The 16,520-nt window shown below is 66.2% G+C and carries 19 protein-coding genes and 1 pseudogene; 10 read left to right on the top strand and 10 right to left on the bottom strand.

Annotation, left to right across the window (positions count from 1 at the left end):
• The first annotated feature begins 8 nt into the window (after window positions 1-8).
• The gene (locus HAPAU_RS01665; RefSeq protein WP_066378753.1) at window positions 9-905 is read left to right on the top strand and encodes a dihydrodipicolinate synthase family protein; all 897 of its coding nucleotides are present in this window, start codon (window positions 9-11) and stop codon (window positions 903-905) included.
• Here HAPAU_RS01665 and HAPAU_RS01660 read toward each other — a convergent pair.
• Entirely contained in the window at window positions 900-1,355 is a 456-nt protein-coding gene (locus HAPAU_RS01660; protein WP_066378752.1) for a pyridoxamine 5'-phosphate oxidase family protein, read from the bottom strand. The two genes, HAPAU_RS01665 and HAPAU_RS01660, sit on opposite strands and share 6 nt — an antisense overlap.
• Window positions 1,356-1,395: 40 nt before the next feature.
• Window positions 1,396-2,548, bottom strand: a pseudogene (locus tag HAPAU_RS01655) (mandelate racemase/muconate lactonizing enzyme family protein).
• A 77-nt stretch (window positions 2,549-2,625) separates the two neighbouring features.
• Here HAPAU_RS01655 and HAPAU_RS01650 point away from each other — a divergent pair.
• Together HAPAU_RS01650 and HAPAU_RS01645 are read left to right on the top strand one after the other, a co-directional pair.
• Window positions 2,626-3,864, top strand: a complete 1,239-nt coding sequence (locus HAPAU_RS01650; RefSeq protein WP_066378750.1) for a mandelate racemase/muconate lactonizing enzyme family protein — start codon at window positions 2,626-2,628, stop codon at window positions 3,862-3,864.
• 226 nt (window positions 3,865-4,090) lie between these two features.
• Window positions 4,091-5,056 (top strand): acetamidase/formamidase family protein, encoded by a 966-nt coding sequence (locus HAPAU_RS01645; RefSeq protein WP_066378747.1) that lies wholly within the window; start codon window positions 4,091-4,093, stop codon window positions 5,054-5,056.
• Here HAPAU_RS01645 and HAPAU_RS01640 read toward each other — a convergent pair.
• Window positions 5,053-5,559, bottom strand: a complete 507-nt coding sequence (locus HAPAU_RS01640; RefSeq protein WP_066378744.1) for an MOSC domain-containing protein — start codon at window positions 5,557-5,559, stop codon at window positions 5,053-5,055. The genes HAPAU_RS01645 and HAPAU_RS01640 overlap by 4 nt on opposite strands.
• Window positions 5,560-5,651: 92 nt before the next feature.
• Here HAPAU_RS01640 and HAPAU_RS01635 point away from each other — a divergent pair, with 92 nt between their 5' ends.
• A complete protein-coding gene (locus tag HAPAU_RS01635; RefSeq protein WP_066378740.1) occupies window positions 5,652-6,122 on the top strand; it encodes a hypothetical protein in 471 nt (156 codons plus the stop codon).
• On the opposite strand, the gene HAPAU_RS01630 is transcribed toward HAPAU_RS01635, so the two are convergent.
• Entirely contained in the window at window positions 6,119-6,472 is a 354-nt protein-coding gene (locus HAPAU_RS01630; protein WP_066378738.1) for a 2Fe-2S iron-sulfur cluster-binding protein, read from the bottom strand. The genes HAPAU_RS01635 and HAPAU_RS01630 overlap by 4 nt on opposite strands.
• A gap of 110 nt (window positions 6,473-6,582) precedes the next feature.
• On the opposite strand from HAPAU_RS01630, the gene HAPAU_RS01625 reads away from it, so the two are divergent.
• Complete coding sequence (locus HAPAU_RS01625; RefSeq protein ID WP_066378732.1) at window positions 6,583-7,953, top strand: geranylgeranyl reductase family protein; 1,371 nt, start codon at window positions 6,583-6,585, stop codon at window positions 7,951-7,953.
• 120 nt (window positions 7,954-8,073) lie between these two features.
• Here the strand turns inward: HAPAU_RS01625 and HAPAU_RS22140 are convergent, their stop codons facing one another.
• Entirely contained in the window at window positions 8,074-8,217 is a 144-nt protein-coding gene (locus HAPAU_RS22140; RefSeq protein ID WP_245634006.1) for a hypothetical protein, read from the bottom strand.
• A gap of 49 nt (window positions 8,218-8,266) precedes the next feature.
• Between HAPAU_RS22140 and HAPAU_RS22135 the strand changes: the two genes are divergently transcribed.
• Window positions 8,267-8,695, top strand: a complete 429-nt coding sequence (locus HAPAU_RS22135; protein ID WP_245634005.1) for a hypothetical protein — start codon at window positions 8,267-8,269, stop codon at window positions 8,693-8,695.
• 84 nt (window positions 8,696-8,779) lie between these two features.
• On the opposite strand, the gene arcD is transcribed toward HAPAU_RS22135, so the two are convergent.
• On the bottom strand, window positions 8,780-10,249 hold the full coding sequence (gene arcD / locus HAPAU_RS01615; RefSeq protein WP_066378729.1) for an arginine/ornithine antiporter ArcD: 1,470 nt from the start codon (window positions 10,247-10,249) through the stop codon (window positions 8,780-8,782).
• 157 nt (window positions 10,250-10,406) lie between these two features.
• Between arcD and HAPAU_RS01610 the strand changes: the two genes are divergently transcribed.
• Entirely contained in the window at window positions 10,407-10,931 is a 525-nt protein-coding gene (locus tag HAPAU_RS01610) for a type 1 glutamine amidotransferase domain-containing protein (protein ID WP_066378727.1), read from the top strand.
• A 47-nt stretch (window positions 10,932-10,978) separates the two neighbouring features.
• Here the strand turns inward: HAPAU_RS01610 and HAPAU_RS01605 are convergent, their stop codons facing one another.
• The 3 genes from HAPAU_RS01605 to HAPAU_RS01595 are packed head-to-tail and all read right to left on the bottom strand — an operon-like array spanning window position 10,979 to window position 13,735.
• Window positions 10,979-12,250: an amidohydrolase gene (locus tag HAPAU_RS01605; RefSeq protein ID WP_066378724.1), complete on the bottom strand. Its 1,272-nt coding sequence runs from the start codon at window positions 12,248-12,250 to the stop codon at window positions 10,979-10,981.
• A gap of 30 nt (window positions 12,251-12,280) precedes the next feature.
• A complete protein-coding gene (locus HAPAU_RS01600; RefSeq protein ID WP_066378723.1) occupies window positions 12,281-12,607 on the bottom strand; it encodes an uS10/mL48 family ribosomal protein in 327 nt (108 codons plus the stop codon).
• A 51-nt stretch (window positions 12,608-12,658) separates the two neighbouring features.
• Complete coding sequence (locus tag HAPAU_RS01595; RefSeq protein ID WP_066379382.1) at window positions 12,659-13,735, bottom strand: sugar-transfer associated ATP-grasp domain-containing protein; 1,077 nt, start codon at window positions 13,733-13,735, stop codon at window positions 12,659-12,661.
• Window positions 13,736-13,839: 104 nt separating this feature from the next.
• Here HAPAU_RS01595 and HAPAU_RS01590 point away from each other — a divergent pair, with 104 nt between their 5' ends.
• The 3 genes from HAPAU_RS01590 (at window position 13,840) to HAPAU_RS01580 (ending at window position 15,985) form a co-directional block, all read left to right on the top strand.
• On the top strand, window positions 13,840-14,265 hold the full coding sequence (locus tag HAPAU_RS01590; RefSeq protein ID WP_066378721.1) for a bis(5'-nucleosyl)-tetraphosphatase: 426 nt from the start codon (window positions 13,840-13,842) through the stop codon (window positions 14,263-14,265).
• A 113-nt stretch (window positions 14,266-14,378) separates the two neighbouring features.
• Window positions 14,379-14,885, top strand: coding sequence for a hypothetical protein (locus HAPAU_RS01585; RefSeq protein ID WP_066378718.1), 507 nt, complete (start codon window positions 14,379-14,381; stop codon window positions 14,883-14,885).
• Window positions 14,886-14,929: 44 nt separating this feature from the next.
• Window positions 14,930-15,985 (top strand): DUF5787 family protein, encoded by a 1,056-nt coding sequence (locus HAPAU_RS01580; RefSeq protein ID WP_066378716.1) that lies wholly within the window; start codon window positions 14,930-14,932, stop codon window positions 15,983-15,985.
• Here the strand turns inward: HAPAU_RS01580 and HAPAU_RS01575 are convergent.
• Complete coding sequence (locus HAPAU_RS01575; protein WP_066378713.1) at window positions 15,963-16,454, bottom strand: DUF5797 family protein; 492 nt, start codon at window positions 16,452-16,454, stop codon at window positions 15,963-15,965. The genes HAPAU_RS01580 and HAPAU_RS01575 overlap by 23 nt on opposite strands.
• Window positions 16,455-16,520: the final 66 nt, after the last annotated feature.

Raw genomic sequence — 16,520 nt, 5'->3', positions numbered from 1 at the left:
CCTCCGGTATGCACACCGGGTCCGCGGATCCACTGTCATTACAGGGCGTGATCCCGCCGACGATCACCGTCTTCGACGACGAGGAGGAAGTCGATTACGAGCGAACTGCCGACCACGCGCGCTACGTCGTCGACGGCGGCGCACACGGCGTCTTCCCGTTGGGAACGAACGGCGAGTTCCCCCTGCTTACGGGCGAGGAACGAAAGGGCGTCGTCGAGGCTGTCACGGAGGAGATCGACGAGGTCCCCGTGATCGCGGGCGTCGGTGCGCCGAGCACCTACGAGACCGTCGAGGCCGCAGAACACGCCGAATCCGTCGGCGCGGACGGTCTCGTCGTCGTCACCCCCTACTACTACCCGCTGGATGGCGAGGCCGCCCTCAACCACTACCGCCGGGTCGCCGACGCGGTCGACCTCCCCGTCTATATCTATCACATCCCGAGCAAGACCGGCAACGCGCTCTCGCTGGAGACCCTCGACGGACTCGCGGAGATCGAGAACCTCGCGGGCGTCAAGGACTCGAGCAAGGACGTCCCGTGGCTCGCACAGGCCATCGACGCCCACCCCGAACTGACCTTTCTGGCTGGCTCGGACTCGCTTCTGTTCCCGGGTCTGGAGATCGGTTGCTCCGGTATGGTCAGCGCCGTCGCGAACGTCTTTCCCGAACTGGTCGTCGACCTCTTCGAGAGCTACGACGCCGGCGAGGAAGAGCGCGCCCGCGAACTCCAGAGCGACGTCTACGACGTGCGCGACGCGATCAAGTACGGCTCCTACATGGCCGGCGTCAAGAGCGCACTTCCCCACGTCGGCTTCGAGGCCGGCCCGCTTCGCAGCCCCCTGCGAACGATGGACGCCGAGAGCGAGGAGGCGATGGTCTCGGATCTCGAATCGCTGGACCTGCTATAGCGGCCCCGCCGGCGCGTAGGACTGATCGCGCGCGACGACCGTCCCGGGCTCGAACTTGACCAGCCGGTAGCGCTCGTTCCGCTCGAAGACGGCGTGAAAGCGCCCGTCCCACCCCTCTTCGGGACCGAGATACCGACCGAACAGCCGGGTCGCCTTCTCGGGGTCGAACGCCTCGATGCTCGCCGTCCCGCGCATGCCGACGTGCTGGACTAATCCTCGAGAAGCGTCGAAGTCGACGACCGCGAGGGCGGTTCGCGGATCCGATTCGATCCGGTCGGGATAGCTCTTCAGTTCGGGGTTGACGGCGATCCAGACCGCGCCCTCTTCCCAGAGGTACCACAGCGGCGAGACTCGGGGGCCGTCAGGCGATTCGGTGGCGAGGAAACAAAAGAGCGGCCGGGCGAGGAAGGTGTCGAGGTCGACCGCCAGCGTGTCTTCGACGAGTTCCATACCTCGGTTCGGCGCGCCGCCTCCTTGAAAGTACGACTCCCTAGGGCCGCTTGAGCGCGCCCTCGGCGTCGAAGAGGCTGTGGCTGTCCTTTGGCTCGCCGGGGTGCTCGCGGGCGGCCTCGGCGTCGAACTCGACGCCCAGTCCCGGCTTGTCGGGGACCTCAAGGGTGCCGTTACTCACTTCGAAGTCGTGTTTGACGATCTCGTCGCCCCACGGGACGTCCCGGCTCATGTGTTCGAGCACTTCGAGGTTCTCGATGCCGGCACAGAGATGGAGTGCGGCGGCCGTCGAGACGCCCGCGTTGGGGGTTGTGCGGCGCGAACGTCATGTAGCGGGATTTCGCCATCGCGGCGGCGTGCTGGAGCTCCTGGATGCTGCCGTAGTTGGTGACGTCGGGCTGGACGATATCACAGGCCTGCGTGCGGATCAGGTCGGCCATCGTCTCGTTGTTGTAGATGCGTTCGCCGGTCGCGACGGGCATGTTCACCTGTTTCGTGATCTCGGCCATCACCTGGCGGTCCTCGAGTTCGACGGGCTCCTCGAGGAACATGATGTCGTACTCCTCGAGGCCGTTCGCGACCTCGATCGCCCCACGTCGTGAAAAGCGGCCGTGACAGTCGAGCGCGATGCCGACGTCCCAGCCGACGGCCTCCCGGACGGCCCCGAGCAACTCTCCGACCTCTTCGATCTGGTCGTCGGTCAGCGAGTACTCGTAGTGGGCGAACGGGTCGCACTTCAGTGCGGGGTACTCCTGTTCTTCCACTGCTTTCTCGGCGTGGTGGGCGTAGTTCTCGGGGGTGCGCTCGCCGATGTGCCAGCCGTTGGCATAGACGGGGATCTCGTCGTGGATCTTGCCCCCGAGGAGTTTCCAGACGGGTTCGTTGTAGTATTTCCCCGCGATGTCGAGCAGGGCGATGTCGAAGGCGTTCGCGACGGCGTTGATCAGCTTGCCCGCGCGCCACGCGAAGGGGTCACGGCGGAGCCGCCGGCTGATCGCCTTTCGGTTCAGCGGGTCCTCGCCGATGAGGTAGTGTTTGTGCGCGTCGGCGGTCGCCTCGAGCGCGGCGGTCAGTCCCTCGCCCGAGAGGGCCTCCCCGACGCCGCTTATCCCCTCGTCGGTGTGGACCTGGACGAAAAACCAGTTTCGCCAGTCGGCGTCGACGACGAACGTCTCGACCTCTGTGATCTCCATGGCCGGAGCCTTTCTTCGCATCGTAATACCGATCTCGAATCCCACATCGTTTTCACGCTGAGGGGGCCATTCCGAGTATGGTTCGCGACTACCGACAGCTGCACGACCCCAACGCCGAGTACACGATGCGGGAGCTCTCGGCCGATACGATGGGGCTTGCTGCGAAACGGGGCGGCGGGCGCGACGTCTCGATCACCGACGTCCAGACGACGATGATCGACGGGAACTTCCCGTGGACCCTCGTGAGAATCTACACCGACGCGGGCATCGTCGGCACGGGCGAGGCCTACTGGGGTGCGGGCGTTCCCGAACTGATCGACCGGATGACGCCGTTCCTCGTCGGGGAAAACCCGCTCGATATCGACCGGCTCTACGAGCACCTCATCCAGAAGATGTCCGGCGAGGGCTCGATCGCGGGCGTGACCGTCACCGCCGTTTCGGGCATCGAGATCGCACTGCACGATCTGGCGGGGAAGATCCTCGACGTGCCCGCCTACCAGCTCCTCGGGGGCAAGTACCGCGACGAGGTTCGCGTCTACTGTGACTGTCACGCCGGCGACGAGAGCGAACCCGACTCCAACGCCGCCGAGGCCGAACGCGTCGTCGAGGAACTCGGCTACGACGCCCTGAAGTTCGATCTGGACGTACCGAGCGGCGAGGAGAAGGACCGCGCGAACCGCCACCTGAGTGATCGAGAAATCGAGCACAAGGTCGAGATCGTCGAGGAGGTCACCGACCGCGTCGGCGACCGGGCGGACGTCGCGTTCGACTGTCACTGGTCGTTTACCGGCGGGAGCGCGAAACGGCTGGCCGCACGCTTGGAGGAGTACCCCATCTGGTGGCTCGAGGACCCCGTCCCGCCGGAGAACCACGACGTCCAGCGCGAGGTCACCCAACACACCTCGACGCCGATCGCCGCCGGCGAGAACGTCTATCGCAAACACGGCCAGCGCCGACTCGTCGACCAGCAGGCCGTCGACATCCTCGCGCCCGACCTGCCCAAGGTGGGTGGAATGAGAGAGACCCGCAAGATCGCCGACCTTGCGGACACCTACTACATGCCGATCGCGATGCACAACGTTTCTTCTCCCGTGGCGACGATGGCCTCGGCTCACGTCGCAAGTGCGATCCCCAACTCGCTGGCCGTCGAGTTCCACTCCTACCAGTTGGGCTGGTGGGAGGACCTCGTCGAGGAGAGCGTGATCGAGGAGGGCTCCATCGAGATCTCCGAGGCGCCGGGCCTCGGACTCACGCTCGACCTCGATACCGTCTCCGAGCACATGGTCTCCGGCGAGGAGCTGTTCGACGAAGCGTAGCTTCGTCGAGCCAGCGAATCTCTGATTCGCGCCGTTCGACGAGCATCGCGTTCCGTAAGCGGCGCGAGATTGCGGGCACCACTCCCGTTCCCCGCGTTCGCGGGGCGGAGAAAGCCCCACCCGTTCCGGACGACCGTCCGTGATGCTCACTCCCGGCTCTGTTCCCTTCAGCCGACTCGCCGCCACACGTGGCTTTATCGCCCATCCGTGCGTGGAACCGGTTGTCATGACGAGCGCAAACTACGAGGTCGACCATGAACTGAGCGACGCAGGCGAGAACGTCCACAACGCCTGGGACAACGCTATCGACCCCGTTCTGACGGTCGAACCGGGCGAAGTCGTCCGCTTCGAGTGTCGGGACGCCCTCGACGGACAGGTCGGCCCCGATTCGGGGGTCGAAGACCTCGCGAACGCCAGTTTCGACCCGGTTCACCCCCTGACGGGTCCCGTTGCGGTCGAGGGTGCGGAACCCGGCGACGCGCTGGTCGTCGAACTGCTCGACTTCGAGCACAAGGGCTGGGGCTTTACGGGGTTCATGCCCGGCGAGATGGGACTCGGACTCCTACCCGAGGAGTTCGAGGAGGCCGGGCTGCACGTCTGGGAGATCGACGACGAGGTCGCACAGTTCGTCAACGGCATCGAGATCCCAATAGACATGTTCCCGGGGACGATCGGCAACGCGCCCGCCGAGCCGGGCGAGCACGACACCCTTCCTCCCAGAGACGTCGGCGGGAACATGGACGTCAAGCAGATGACTGCGGGTTCGACGGTGTATCTCCCCGTCGAGGTCGAGGGCGCGCTCTTCTCGACCGGCGACTGTCACGTCGCACAGGGCGACGGCGAGGTCTGTGTCACCGGGATCGAAGCGCCGATGTTCGTCACCGTGCGGTTCGGCCTGAAGAAGGACGCCGGCTTCGACCAGCCCCGACTGGAGACGACGGGGCCGTTTACCGCCACCGACGAGGACGAGCCGATGTACGGCACGACGGGGATCAGCGACGACCTGATGGAGGCGGCGAGGAAGGCCGTCCTGCACATGATCGACCACCTCGAACGCGAGCGCGACCTCACCCGCGGAGAGGCGTACATCCTCTGTTCGGCCGCGGTCGACCTGAAACTCAGCGAGGTCGTCGATGCACCCAACTGGATCGTCACCGCCTACGTTCCCGAGAGCATCTTCCCGGAGAGCTAGAGGCCCAGTCGGTCCGCGACCTTCCGGCCCATCGTCCGGGCGTCGGGCTCTATGACCTCGATTTCGTCGCCCACCCCGATCGAACCGGGGTCGAGGACCGTCGCACAGATCCCGCCGCGCTTGTTCTTGAGCGCGCGGGCGACCCCCTTCTCGCCGGCGACCTGCTCGACGTGGGCACACGGCGGGCGCGGGCGCGTTCCTCGCAGGGTCGCCTCCCCGATCGAAAAAGTCGCCCCCAGCAGGTCGTGGACCGCGACCTCACGGGTGACGACGTTGCGGCGGTGTCTCCCATCGGAAAGGTCGATATCGAATTCGTCTACTATGTCGTCGATCGCCTCGCCTTCGATCAGCGTCACCTCACAGACGTCAAAGGGGGAGTAGTAGCCCTTCCCCGTGCAGTAGCGATCCCCCTCCAACCCGCCCTCGACGGCCTCGACCGACTCTAGGGACTCCATCGGGGAGGAGTCCTCTCGTGCGATAAACAGTTGCTCGACCCGTGGCATGGTCGACCTACGACCCGCGACCGGATAGCCTTCTCCCCCGAGACCGGCAGATGCAGGACCGAGCCTTTAGTGTCGGACCACGAAGGTCGGGTATGGTCGACGACATCACCGCCGAGCAGGTCGAAAAGTGGCTCGACGACCGGGTGGTTCAGGACGTCGAACGGACCACCGAGAACGCCGCGACCTTCAGCATCCAGTGTCGCCTCTCGCATATCCCGCTGAACGTCATCAAGGAGGACACGTGGGGCCCCCTCCGGATCGTCGGCCGCGCCGCCTTCGACACCGAGCGCACCGCGGCGGTGATCGCCGACCCCGACCAGCGCTACGAACTGCTCGCCCGCATCGGCCCCGTCTTCGCGGCGACGCCCGGGTTTTACACCTTCCTCGACGAGGAGGAGACCTCGACGGAGTTCCCGAACGTGGACTCGATCCAGTTCGAACACCGGATCTACCCCGACGGCGCGAGCCAGCAGGAGCTCATGAGCGGGCTGATGGCGATCGCGACGGCGATCAAGTACATCCAGAACACGGTCGCAGCGATTCGCCGCGAGAAGGAGGCTTAGTCGTCGTCAGCGGCGACGGTGCCCGAACCAGATCCTGTGACCGTGTGGTTCGCCCGCTCGTCGGTCGCGATACTCGGGGGGTATTTCCCCCGATCGAGCTTCAGATCCGATCGGGGACGGGCCATGCAGGTCAGGGCGAACTCTTCGGATTCCTCCTCGCTGAGGCCGCGTGCGGCCGGTTGAGTCACCTCTCCCTCGACGATCTCGGCGGTACACGCCAGACACATCCCGACCCGACAGGAGTACTCCTGGGCGATGCCCTCCTCCAGACACCGCGAGAGGATCGTCTGTTTGTCAGTGACCTCGATCGTCTCCCCGGTGCCGACGAACTCGACGGTGTAGGTGGCCATAGCCACCCCTACAGCCAACTCGCCCAAAACCCTTTATCTCCCGTCGTGTCGGCGACAGAACGACCGAATTCGACCTAAAGCGTTTTGCCGGTCGCGCGGCCACTCCGGGTATGAGTAGATCGAGGTCCGTCGACGTCGCTATCGTAGGGGCCGGCACGGCGGGCTGTTATGCGGGGGCGACGATCGCCGAGGCGGGCTACGACGTGCTCGTCCTCGAACGAAAGACACGCGAGGAAGCGGGCCACATCGCCTGCGGGGACGCCCTGAAGGGCGCCGACGAGTTCCCCGATGTGATCTCCCGTTCGAAACTCGAACCCGCGATGACCAACACCGAGGTCGATCACGGCCGGTTCGAACTCCCCGAACACGGCACCGTCCTCAATATCCCCGTTCCGGGCGAACTCGCCGTGATCGATCGCTTCGAGTACGGGAAAGCGATCATCCGGGGTGCCGACGACGCTGGCGTGGAGTTCTCCTACGATACCGTCGTTCAGGACGTGATTCAGGACGGGAACCGGATCACGGGCGTCAAGGCCCGCCGGAAGGGCGAGCCCCTGACCGTCGAGGCCGAAATCACCATCGACGGGGCGGGCGCGCTCTCGATCCTGCAGGACAAGGCCGACCTCTCGCAAGCGACCTTCGATACGAACGTCACCTATTCGCAGTTCTGTTCCGCATACAGAGAGATCGTCCACGTCGAAGAGGAGGTCGAGTGGAAGGATGCCCTGGTGTTCAAACCGACCAAACGCGCCGCCGGCTACCTCTGGTACTTCCCGCGGACGGGCACCGAGATCAATGCGGGCGTCGGCTTCCAGATGAACGAGGAGCCGATGCAACTGGTCGAGGATCTCAAAGCCGATCTGGCGACCCGCCCGGAGTTCGAAGGCGCCACAGTGGAAGACAAACTCGGGGCCGCGCTCCCGACCAGACGGCCCTACGATTCGGCGGTCGCGCCGGGCTTTATCGCCGTCGGCGATTCGGCCGGCCACGTCAACCCCACGACCGGCGGCGGGATCGCCGGTGCCGCATATGCCGGCGAGTACGCGGGTGAGCAGGCCATCCGGGCCCTCGAAACCGGCGACGTGAGCGAGCGCGCGCTCTGGGACTACAACGAGCGCGTGATGGACCACTACGGCGGGCGCTACGCCGCACTCGACGTCTACAACATCATGGCGACGGCCGTCGAGGTCTCGGAGCTGACAAGCCTGCTCGTCTCCCTTCCCGGCGAGAACCTCGCCGAAGCGCTCTATTCGGGGAGTACGGATTTCGGGCTGAAGCTCAAGCTTCAGGCGGCGATCGGCAGCTTCGGCCACTGGGGGACGATCCTCGACTTCTATAAGACCAAGCGCCACGCCGACGAGTTGCTTGACCACTACGAACGCTACCCGGATCGACCCTCAGCGCTCGCGGGCTGGCAGCGCGAGCGCGACGCGATCATGGACCGGATCTACGAGACGACCGGCGCGGAAGCGAAGTACTAGACTCACCCACCTTTTTACTCGTCGGGTGCGCGCAAAGCGCGCACCGCTCCGAGCAAAAATCTGGGCGAAAAAGGTCCGCTCGCGCCTCCGGCGCTCGCGGTCAGCCGTCCGTCAATTCGGTCATGGTGCGTCCCGGAGGTCCGAAACCGCTTCAGTACGAATCGCGGCGGCCGCGGCCTCGTCGGCCCGGCGGACGATCTCGGCCTCAATAGTTGCTGGTTCGACGGTCGTCCGCCGGGTGTGAGAGAGGACGATGTGGCCCATCTCGGTCGGCAGGCCCGCCCGCGCGACGACGTGGACCCCGTAAGTAGGGATGGCCCAGCAGCGTCCCGATCTCGCTTTCCTCGGTTCCGTCGAACTCGTAGAGCTTGCTCACGTCGTGGACGAGCGCACCCGCGACGACGGTATCGAGGTCGATCCGCACATCCCGGCGCTCGATCAGGGTTTCGGCGAGCGCGATCGCGCCCGCGGTTACGTCCCGGATGTGTGCGAGCAGCGTCTCCTCGGGAAGGTCGAGTTCGCGCTGGACCGGCGGGTACCACGGGAGCGTTTCGAGGTCCTCGACGCCAGTCTCCTCGATCGCCGAGCGCTACGCGTCCCCCACGCCCGCGCGGAGGTCGGAGTCCTCGATCAGGTCGAGTTCCGGGAGCAACGCGTCGAGACCGGTTTCGGTCGGCATGTCGGACGCTCCGCGTGCGCCCATAGAAACGTTGCGTTCGACGGCTCATACGGTCGGACGTGATTTCGTGAATATTCGAACCGCGGACGTGGAACCCCGTCTCGGGACATCCGAGGACTGCGAGTCGACTCGTCACCTCCGACAGTATCAGTCCCCGTCGGCGGGCGCTTGCCCCGGCGCCGGACCGGGCTCCTCGTCCGGATCGTCCTTGTAGGTGATCTTCCACCCCGTGAGCCCCATGACCACGAGGATCGCCGGCGAGAGGAAGCCGAGGAAATAGTAGGGCCCGTAGGCGAGCGGCGAGACGCCGAGGGTCGCGGTCATAAAGGCGCCGCCGGCGTTCCACGGGATCAGCACGCTCGTGGTGGTACCGGCGGCCTCGACGGCTCTCGAGAGGTTCTTGCTCTCCAGCCCGAACTCCTCGTAGACCCCCCGGAAGGTCATCGCCGGGACGACGATGCTCATGTACTGCTGGCCCGCGAGACCGTTCATCGCGAAGGCCGAGGCGCCCGTACTGACCGTCAGCCCCGCGACGCTGTGGATGACCCCCTCGATTCCCCGTGCGAGCGCGGCGAGCGTCCCGGTTCGTTCGAGCAGCCCGCCCAGCGAGAGCGCGACGACGACGATCGAGACCGTCCATGCCGAGCCGTTCAGCCCGTCGCTCGCGAGCAGGTCGTCGACCAGCGCCGTCCCCGTTTCCGGGGCGGTCCCCGACTGGGCGATCTGCCATGCCTCGGCGAACCCGACCCCCTGGACGAGCAACATGGTCCCGACGCCCGCGAAGACCCCCGCGACCAGCGCCGGCAGCGCCGGATAGCCCACGAGCGCCAGCCCGAACGTGATGGCGAGCGGGAGGAACACGACGGGATTGACCTCGTAGCCCGCGAGGATCCCCGACTGAATGGTCTCGACCTGCCCCGTGGGGATCGACCCGGAGATCCGCAGGCCGAGGATCGAGTAGGCGACCAGCGCGATCCCCAGCGCGAGGCCGGTGCCCACGCGCATGGTGTTGACGTGCTCCATCAGGTCGGTGTCGGTCACCGCCGCGGCGAGGTTCGTCGTGTCCGAAAGCGGCGTGATCTTGTCGCCGGTGTACGCGCCCGTCAGCACCGCGCCGGCGGTCATCGGCGCGGGGACGCCCAACCCCTGTCCGATCCCCATGAGCGCGACGCCCAGGGTCGCGGCGGTGGTCCACGACGAGCCGATCGCGAACGCCGAAACGGTCGTGATCAGCGCGGTCGCCGGCAGGAAGACCGCAGGCGTGAGCAGTTCGAGCCCGTAGTAGATCAGCCCCGGGATCGTTCCCGAGCCGATCCACGTCGCTATCAGCATGTAGATCACGAACAGGATGAGGATCGCTTGAATGCCCATCAGCAGGCTGTCGGCGATCCCCGAGAAGAGCTCGTCCCACGTATAGCCCAGCCAGTATCGCCCCATCAACCCGGTCAGCACGCAGCCCCACAGCAGCGGCATGTGTGGGTCGAGCCCGAAGCCGACCGACCCGATCAACAGGAAGGCGATCATCCCCACCACTGGGACCAGCGCCTGTCCCATCGACGGACGGCGCTCGGCGGGAATGTCCTCGTACGAACGCGGCATGAAGCCCATCTCTGCCATCGAGTGCGCTATGCTCTCGAGGAATAAATACCCATTCAAAGATAAACAAGGGTGATATTGAGGCGTGCGAACGAGCGACTCGGTGACACGGGGATATAAAGACGGTGCGATGGCTGTGGCGCTCGTTTCGTGGCTGGCAGGAGTATAGAAGAGTGCCATGAAGGCACTCATCGTCACCACCGACGGGTTCGAGGACAGCGAACTCACCTACCCCTACTACCGGCTTCAGGAGGCCGGTCTCGACGTCGCGCTCGCCACACCCGCCGGCGAGTCGGTAGTGGGAAAGATCGGCGAGGAGATGGACGCCGACCTCGCGATTTCGGACGCGAGCGAGGACGAGTACGACCTGCTGGTCGTGCCGGGCGGGCACGCCCCCGAGAACCTCCGGCTGGAGGCCGAGGAGGCGGTCGATCTCGTCCGGGAGTTCGACGCGAGCGACAAACCCATCGCGTCGGTGTGTCACGGCGCCCAGTTGCTGATCAGCGCCGATGTTCTGGAGGGCCGGGAGGCCACCGGCTACTGGTCGATCCGGGTCGACATCGAGAACGCCGGCGCGACGTTCGTCGACGAGGAGTGCGTCGTCGACGACAACCTTATCACCGCCCGATACCCCGACGACCTGCCCGCGTGGCTCTCGGCGGTCCTCGAGCGGGTTGAGGCCCAGCCCGCGGCGGCCGACTGATTCCGCGGCGATCCCGGGGTTCGGGACCCGCCTGCGACCGTTGGGAACTACGGGCGAGTCGCCGCGATTTCCTCGATCGACCGGCTGATCACGTCGATGCCGATGCCGATACTCTCCTCGTCGACGTCGAAGGTCGCGGTGTGGTGGCCACCGGGGTGGTCGGTGCCGATCCCGACGTAGCTCGCATAGCCGCCGTTCTTCTGGACCTCCCGCATGAGGTAGGTCGCGTCCTCGCTGCCGCCCAGTGCGTCCCGATCGAGGACGTTCCCGACGCCCGGCGTTGTGCGTGCGACCGCGCCGACGACCTCGACCAGCGCGTCGTCGCTTCTCGCGCTGGGGGCCTCGCCGCGGGTTTCGACCGCCACTTCACAGCCGTGCATCGCGGCGGCGTTTTCGAGCACGCGATCGGCGCGCTCGCGCATGTACTCCATGAGTTCGGTGGTCTGGCCCCGTACCTCGCCCTCGATGTAGGCGTGCTCGGGGATGATGTTCGAGGCGGTGCCGCCGCCGACCTGTCCGGCGTTAACTCGGGTCGCCCCGTCGTGGTGGCGGGGGATCGCGTAGAGGTTGCTCACCGCCGTCGCCATCGCCTGCACCGCGTTCTCGCCGGCGTCGGGTTCGGCCCCGGCATGCGCAGGCTCGCCCGAGAACTCCGCGTGGAGGTGCGAGACCGCGAGGAAGTCGTCGATCCCCGCCACGACCTCGCCCGTGGGGTGGTCGAGGCCGATATGGAGGGCCAGCAGGTACTCGACGTCCGCGAGGTGCTCGCTTTTGGCCATCGCCTTGCCGCCGGCGATCATCTCCTCGCCGGGCTGGAAGAACACCTTGAGCGTGCCCTCGAAGTCGCTTTCCTTTACGGCCTCGATCACGCCCAGCCCGATGGTCGCGTGGGCGTCGTGCCCGCAGGCGTGCATCGCGCCCTCGTTCTCGGAGCGAAAGCCCTCCGCGGCGGGGACGTGCTCGTCGGCCTCGCTCTCGCCGCGCAGCAGGCCGTCGATGTCGACGCGAAGCCCGATTGTAGGCCCCTCCCCCTGCTCGATCACGGCGACACAGCCCGTATAACCGCCGTCGAGGCGCTCCAAGACGTCCTCCTTCGCTCCCGCCGCCCGCGCCCGGTCGAACCATTCGACGAGTTCCGAGGATTCGGGGACCGCGAGCCGCTCGTCGGTATCGATCGCCTCGCGCCCGACGTACAGGTCGGAGACGCCGATCCGTTCGAGCTCCTCGACGATGCGGCAGGTGGTGTAGAACTCGCGCCACGCGGGCTCGGGGTGACGGTGCAAGTCGCGCCTGATCTCGATCAGGTGGTCGGTGCTCATACCCACCTCGAGAACCGGGGGCTACTTAATTTAGCTCGATCCGAGCGGGCGGACCTGCTCGACCTCGACGCCGAGGTGGACGCCCGCCGGAAGCGAGCGGTCCATCACTCCCCGGGCGACCTCGTCGTGACCGACGATCTCGATCGTCCGGGTGTACACCGTATACGACCACGGCTCGAACGTCTCGCCGCCGGTGGTCCGTTTGTGCTGGGGAACTCGGTAGGTGTCCGGCGGACTCGGATGCGGTCCTTTCATCTCTGCACCCTTTCGTTCGACGACCGTGGCGATCTCCTCTACTACTCGGTCGAGCACCGTTCGGTCCCCGCTCTGGAGCGTGAGTTTCGTGACGAAGGTCATGGATGGGGTCTACCGACTCCTGACGCGGGCAGGCATCAAAAACGGTCCGACTTAGCGCACGCCGTGTTCTCGGTAGAAGCGCTCGACGCGCTCGTCCGCACACAGCGGGCCGTGGACCTGCAGCGATTTCACGCCGGGGTAGTTGTTCGCCTCGATTATCTCGAACTCTCCGGTCCCCGTCACCACCAGATCCCACCCCACGTAGGGGAGGTACGGCACCGAATCCGCGACCTCAAGTAGTCCCTCCCGAACCGCCTCCCAGCCGGGGATCTCGACGCCCTCGATTCTCGCTCCGGTATCGGGGTGATCCGTGCGCCACGTGCGCTCGCCGTTCTCGGGGTAGCTCACGGCCTCGCCGAGTTCGCCCGTCTCGGGGTCGATGAGCGCGCCGAGTCCGCCCTGCGACCAGTTGTCCATCGGTTTCGTCTCGTCGGTGCCGATCCGGTGGATCGCCCGCGCGAGGAACGGTTCGTCCCGTTCGGAATCCCACATCGTCACCGCCCGGACGGTGTTGGTCGCCTCGGGGTAGATCGCGTCGGCGTACTCGGACTGCTGGGAGAAGCCCGTGACGATGTAGTCGTCCATTTTTTCGAAGCGCTCGCACAGGTCGTCCCGCGGGACGCGCTCGCCGTTGACCCGATAGCCCTCCCCCGTTCGCGTGAGCAACAGGACGCTGTGGCCGCCCCCGCCGATCACCCATTTCACCACGACGGTCTCGTCCGCATCGAGGTCCTCGGCCCACTCGATTGCGGGACGGGTCGGGCCCCGTTTTCCGTCGAGAGAGATCGAGCGGAAGGTGCCGTCGCTGACGATCCCGTGGAGTTCCGGCAGGCGATCGGAGAACTCGCTCAGGAGGCCGTACAGCATGAGCTTGTTGTCCAGCGCGTAACCGAATCGACCGTTGATTCCTCGGGTCCGGACGTAGCGCTGGTAGTCCGTGAGGTAGTCCTCGTGGCCGTGGGTTTCGAAGTCGTAGAGGACGGACGCCCGGCTCAGAAATCCACGCCGCCAGTACCACGCCCGTTCGGGGATCGACAGCGACGTGTACCCGAAGCTCTCGCGTTCGACCTCGGCGAGCGACTGGAACTGTCGGAGCGTGTGGTAGACCTCCTTGGGAGAAACGACCATGTCGGCGTGTCGGAACCACGAACTATAGTTCTTCGTCCGGTTCGTCACCCCTCGTGGGTCCCCACTCCGATATTCTCTTAACGATTGGCGGGATAGGAACGGTAATGACGGTAGATGCGACGAGCGCCGGCGCGATCCTCTTTCGGGATACGCGTGGACGGCGCGAGTACCTCCTCCTCAAGAGCCGCCCGGGGGACTGGGAGTTCCCCAAGGGCGGGGTTGAGGGCGAGGAGGAACTCCAACAGACCGCGATACGCGAAGTGAAAGAGGAAGCGGGAATCGAGGACTTCAGGCTGCTGGACGGCTTTCGCGACGAGTACGACTACGTCTTTCAGGCGAACGGACAGACCATCCACAAGACGGTCCACCTGTTCATCGCCAAGTCCTTCGAGGCCTCGGCCGAACTCTCGACGGAACACCGCGACCTGCAGTGGCGCGACTACGAGCAGGCGATCAACACCATCACGCAGGACGGCCCGCGGGAGATATTGGAAGACGCCCACGAGTTCCTCGACGAGAACGGCTACTGACCGGTCTCGACGATCGGGGCCGCCGACTCCACACAGCCCCCGGCTTGCAAGAGGAGTGCTGAAACGTGCGGGTAGCGTAGGATCCCTATGACACCTCCTTGGCGGCCGATCCGATGACCGCCCGAACCGATTTTGGGACACCGATCGCGAAACGAGCCCGCGGCTTCTGGGCGTACTATCGGCGCTATACGACCACGGCGATCCACGCCGCGGCGACGGCGGCACTGACCGCCTTCGGCCTGCTGATCTTCATCGATTCCTCGTTTGCCTGGCTGGCGATCGCCGCCTACGTCCTCCCGCCGGTGGTGCTCTACGCGACCGGGAGCGCCGTCGGCGAGGACCCCGACGACCGTGACGCCGGGCGACCCGAAGACGCGGACCGAGCCCGACCGCCTCGGGTTCCCGACGTAGGCGGTGATCGCGACGCGGACGGTTCGGACGCCGATTCCGACGGCGTGGACACGGACCACGACGGCCCCGACGGGGATAGCGACGGGATCGATCGGGACACGGACGGCCCGGATCTCGACTCCGACGGCATCGACCGGGACAGCGATGGGCGCGATACCGATACCGATTCCGACGACTCCGACGGCGCGGATACCGACCGCGACGGGTAGGCCGGTTCGAACGACTTAGGCCGGTCGCGGACGGAGCTGTGCGCATGACGCGCGAGCGAATCGACCACGAGTTCGGCTTCGAACTCCGGGTCTGTCGGTGGGCCGAACGAAACTGGCCTCCCGAGGGCGACCCCTCTCCAGTTATCGTCTCGCGCCAACTCGGGACCCGCGGGCGGCGCTGGGACACGGTCGTCCTCGAAGTCGACCCCGAGGGACTCGCTCAGCGCACGCGGTTCGGTCACGAGCGGTTGGACGCCGATCTCCTCCATGCCGTCCGGAACGCGCCCCCGGAGTGGGAGTACTACCGCGAGGCGCTGCCCCACCCGGGCTACCCGTGGCGCTACGTGCGAGAATCGATCCACGCCGCGGGCGAGCGGGGGATCCTCGACGTCCGAAAACGGGGGAACCGGATCGAGATCCGGCGGCGCTACGACTACCCCGACTGGCTATCGAGAGTTATCGCCATCGAGAACAAACCCGATCTCGATGCGAGTGCCGCCCGCGTACTCGGGGATCAGCTAGAACGGGACGTCGCCCTCGGACTCGCGGACGAGGTCTGGGTCGCGACCCGCGCGACCGGCGAACGCGTCGAACCCGCCCTGTTGGAGGACCTGCCCGTCGAAGCCGGCATCCTCGTCTTCTCGGAGGGAGAGGCGAGCGTCCGCTGGCACCCCCGCCGGCTCTCACCCGCCGATCCGGGAACGCGGATCACGGAGCGCCCCCCTGGAGGCGACCACGACCGCTCGGCCGCGCGCTTTGAGTACGTTTCGCCCGAGTGGAAGGCCGACAAACGCCTCGCGATCGCCGAGCGGGCCTACGAGCGAGGGTGGCGCTCGTATATCGACACGATGCGTCCGGATTGCCGGCACTTCGAGGGGCGGATCGACTCGGACGCGCTCGTGCCCCACTGCACGGTGAAAGGCCACGAACAGACCGCCGCCGAGTGTTCCGGCTCGTGTCCGGAGTTCTCCCCGGAGCCTCCCGCGTGGCGCACGAAGGGCTGGCCCATCGAGGGCGGTCCCGGGAAGGGTATCAAAAAGGTGCTCGAATGCCGCCGGGAACGCGCGCGCTCGGAGGCTACTCCAGCGTCTCGACGGTGACGTCCTCGCGGGGGGCGGCCTTCCGGAACGTGGGGACGGTTCGGTATTCGACCTCGACGATCCCCTTTCGTTTCAGGCTCTGGAGCGCCGAGCGGACGTCTCCGGCCTCGGGGTCGATGCCGAACTCCGAGCGGAGGTCCTGCAGCACCGAGACCACGCTTTGAGAGCGTTCGTCGGGGCCAGCGAGCACCTCGAAGACCTGTCCCTGCAGTTCGGGGACGCGGATGACGGTGCCGTCCGCGCCGCCCTCGATGCCGGGATCGACGTCGACGAGGTCCGCCGCGTCGGGCGTGGCCCGGATGAGACTGTCCTCGTCGCGGTAGTAGTACTCCGAGAGCTCGTTTTCGAGGTACTGGTGGACCTCGCTCCCGCTTTCCATCCCCCACCGATCCTGGAGTTCGGCGTTCTTCGTCGGCTGGAGCGACACCACGTCCGCGAGGCGCTCCGTTGCCTCCTCCGAGAGTGTCATTGCCCGACGCTACGGGGAGGTGATACGTTACTCATTCGTTCTCCGATTGGCGAACGCTTAGGGTAT

The sequence above is a fragment of the Halalkalicoccus paucihalophilus genome, assembly GCF_001593955.1.
GTDB lineage: Archaea > Halobacteriota > Halobacteria > Halobacteriales > Halalkalicoccaceae > Halalkalicoccus > Halalkalicoccus paucihalophilus.
The sequence above is the reverse complement of the archived record's forward strand: the minus strand, read 5'-3'. Positions and strand labels throughout refer to the sequence as shown.